This window comes from Armatimonas sp. (genome assembly GCF_031410135.1).
Classification (GTDB): Bacteria; Armatimonadota; Armatimonadia; order Armatimonadales; family Armatimonadaceae; genus Armatimonas.
In genome coordinates this window covers 1-2692 of the sequence record NZ_JANNYP010000527.1, presented here as the reverse complement: position 1 = coordinate 2692, position 2692 = coordinate 1, and the positions used below count along the sequence as shown (strand labels likewise).

Sequence of the window (2692 nt, the reverse complement as noted above, 5' to 3'; positions counted from 1 at the left end):
CTCGGCGACGGCACAGATTGCGATGTTCTTTTTGGCTACGCTGGTCATCGCCGCCTTTTCCCGCCCGGGGAAGCGGCTCTCCGCAGTGACGGATATTCTCCTGCTCTTCGGGGTGCTAGTTGTGCTCGATACGGTCTTTGGCTGGGGGATGGTCGCTCACTCAGCCCTCTCGGGCTACTACGACTCGGGGATTCGGTTCTACGGAATCGGCAACGAGTACATGGGGCTGCTAATTGGGGCCGCAGTAATGAGTGTGCCCAAGAAGTGGCTGGGCTTCGTGGGCGCAGGGATTGTGCTGCTCTTGGGCTTGCCGATGCTTGGGGCCAATGCAGGGGGCGCGATGGCGGCAACCGTGGCGTTTTTCCCACCGAGTAAAAGATTCTGGTGGCGGGTGGTGCTGCCATTTGTGGTGGTGGCGGCGCTTGCGGGGCTGGATCGGCTGATGCCGGGCGCGGCGCAGTCGCATATTGGGCAGGCAGCAGGGAAAGGAGCGAGCGCGTGGGGGGAGATTATCCTGCGCAAACTCGCCATGAACGCACGGCTGACTGTGGCCGGGCCGACGCTGATTGCGATCTTGGTGGCGCTCGTCAGTGGCTGGCAGCTCAAGAGACTCTTTGGAAAGCTGGATGCGGAGCTTCAGGGGCGAGTGATCCAAGCGCTCTGGGGCGCAGGGGCTGCGATTGCTTTTAATGACTCCGGGACGATCGCGGCGCTCTTGCTTTTTGCCCCTGTTATTGTGGTCTGTCTGAAGCAGCTTCTTGCTACGGATTGAAATCGGCGGGTATACTCTTGTGCTGATGCGACGATGCGCTCAACAATATCTATGGACAACTCTCTAAACTCTCTTGATTTGCGTGCGCTGCTACGCTTGATGTTTCTCTCCCGCGAAGGCGACCGCCGGGAGGGGATTCTTTTGCGGCAAGGTAAAGGCTGGTTTCAGGTCTCCGGCACCGGACATGAGACTCTGGGAGTGGTGAGCCTCTGCCTCCGTCCTGAGGACTACCTTTTTCCGTACTACCGGGATCGGGCAGTGGCTCTGGCACGCGGCGTGACCACGGCGGAGCTGGCCAGTGCCTATCTCGCCAAGGCGGGCAGTAGCAGCGGCGGACGGCAGATGCCGGGGCACTACTCGGACCGCAGCAAGAATATTTTCTCGGTCGCAACTCCTACCGCAGCGCAGTGTCTACCTGCGGCGGGAGCTGCTTGGGGCTTCAAGCTGGCGGGTACCGATCAGGTGGCAGTGGCGATGGTCGGCGATGCGGCCACACGCCAGGGCGAGTTCTACGAGGCGATTGCCTTTGCACTACAAGAGAAACTCCCTGTGGTCTTTGTGATCGAGGATAACCGCTACGGCATCAGCACGCCCACCGATAAGTTCTTCCCGTTTCGTATCGGTGCGCTCGGGGAGCAAGCCTTGGTTCGCGTGGATGCACGCGACCCCGAGGGGCTCTTTCAGACGATGCAGGCGTGCGTCGCTAAGGCGCGGGCAGGAGAAGGCCCCACGATTCTCTGGTGCGAGCTGGATCGGCTCTGTTCCCACACCAGCAGCGACGATCAGCGGCTCTATCGTGATGCCGAGGAGCTGGCAATTGAGGCCGCGCAGGACCCGATTGCACTGCTTGTCAAAAAGCTGATTGCCGAGGGAAAGCTCACCGAGGCTGAGTGGGAGGCGGAGCAGGCGGAGATTGTGGCCGAGGTGGACGCCGCCTACCGCGCCGCCGAGCAAGAGCCCGACCCAAAGCCGGAGCCCATGACCCATCTCTTTGGCCCACCGAGTGCGCCGGTTTCTTCACCGTTTCGGAGCGCCGAAGCCACCACCATGGTCGCAGCCGTCAACGAGACCTTGAGGCACGCACTGACCCAGAACGAGAAAGTGATTCTCTTTGGCGAGGATATCGAAGACCCGAAGGGTGGGGTTTTTGGGCTGACCAAGGGGCTGACAATTGCCTTCCCGAAGCAGGTTTTCAACGCACCACTGGCGGAGGCGACCATTCTTGGGACTGCCGTGGGGCTGGCCGCAACGGGCTACACGCCCCTCTTTGAGATCCAGTTCACGGACTTTCTGCCGCCTGCCTTCAACCAGCTCCTGACCAATGTGGCCAACCTACGCTGGCGGACGTGTGGTGAGTGGAGCTGCCCGATGGTAATTCTCTCGCCCTACGGTGCTTACTTGCCGGGGGGGAGTATCTGGCACTCGGAGAGCAATGAGGGAATCTGGGCACATGTCCATGGCCTGAATGTGGTAATTCCTAGTACCCCGGAAGACGCTGCGGGGCTCCTCTGGACCGCGATCCATGGCAACGATCCAACACTCTTCTTGCTCCCCAAGCATATCTTCCGTAAGCGCGGGCAAGTCTCCGACAACCCAGAGCCAATCCCACTTGGCAAGGCGGTGATCCGAAAGCCGGGCCGCGAGATTACCTTGGTGACGTTTGGAAACTGTATCGAGATCGCCGAGGAGGCTATCGAGCAGAGCGGGCTCTCCGTGGAGCTGATTGACCTGCGCTCCATTGCGCCACTAGACTACGAGACTATCGCGGAGTCGCTCTCCCGCACCGGTCGCCTCGTCGTGGTGCACGAGGATGCCCGCACGACCGGAATCGGGCAGGCAATTATCACCGAGATGACGGCCCATTCTGAGCGCTTCCAGCTTCTCTACTCCGCCCCACAGCTCGTGGCGCGCCAGGATACC

1 protein-coding gene and 1 pseudogene are annotated in these 2692 nt (G+C 61.0%); both read left to right on the top strand.

Annotation, left to right across the window (positions count from 1 at the left end; genetic code table 11):
• Window positions 1-772: pseudogene (locus RMO15_RS19720) on the top strand (hypothetical protein); the annotation flags it as partial.
• Between the two features lie 51 nt (window positions 773-823).
• Window positions 824-2692 (top strand): thiamine pyrophosphate-dependent enzyme (locus RMO15_RS19715; RefSeq protein ID WP_309715813.1); only part of this gene is annotated, 1869 nt, incomplete at its 3' end.